This is a genomic window from Streptomyces mutomycini, from assembly GCF_001700505.1.
Classification (GTDB): domain Bacteria; phylum Actinomycetota; class Actinomycetes; order Streptomycetales; family Streptomycetaceae; genus Streptomyces; species Streptomyces mutomycini.
Map to the genome: position 1 here is coordinate 1 of NZ_MAPV01000257.1, position 638 is coordinate 638.

The 638-nt window shown below is 67.1% G+C and carries 1 protein-coding gene and 1 pseudogene; both read left to right on the forward strand.

All coding sequences use genetic code 11. From position 1 onward, the window contains the following. Positions 1 to 51: 51 nt before the first annotated feature. Positions 52 to 243: pseudogene (locus BFF76_RS34845) on the forward strand (DDE-type integrase/transposase/recombinase); the annotation flags it as partial. Between the two features lie 142 nt (positions 244 to 385). After that, on the forward strand, positions 386 to 638 hold a 253-nt coding region (locus BFF76_RS34850), incomplete at its 3' end, for a Mu transposase domain-containing protein (protein ID WP_478078141.1).

Sequence of the window (638 nt, forward strand, 5' to 3'; positions counted from 1 at the left end):
GAGGGAAAGATCCTCGCCCACATGGGTATCGGGAAGGTCTACTCCTTCCATATGACGTTGTCGTACTCACGCGACCCGTTCTGCTGTTTCACCACCAGCCAGGACCTCCAGACGTTCTTCGACTGCCACCGCCGGGCCTTCGCCCATTTCGGCGGCGTCCCGATGACGATCGTCTATGACCGCACGAAGACCGTCGTCCGACGCCACGTCGCTCCGGGCGAGGCGGTCCCGCTGTACCCGGAGGCGGTCGGCTTCGCCGGCCACTATGACTTCGACATCGACGTCCTGGCCGCCTACCGGCCCACCGGCAAAGGACGCGTCGAACGGCAGGTCCTCATCGTCCGAGACCACGTCCTCCGGCCGGTCCTTCTCCTCCGTCGAGGAGATGGACGCCGCCTTCACCACCTGGGTGCCGCAGCGACGCGCCCAGGCCCACAGGACTCACCAGCAGATCATCGGCGAGCGGGCGGCCCGCGACCACATGGCCCTCAAACCGCTGCCGGAGACTCCGTATCTGGTGGCCGAACGGCATCTGCGGCCGGTCGGCAAGGACTGCCTGGTCGCCTTCGGCGGCAACCTCTATTCCGTGCCCGCCCGCAAGGTCCGACCGCGTCAGCTGGTGGAGATCCGGGCCACGA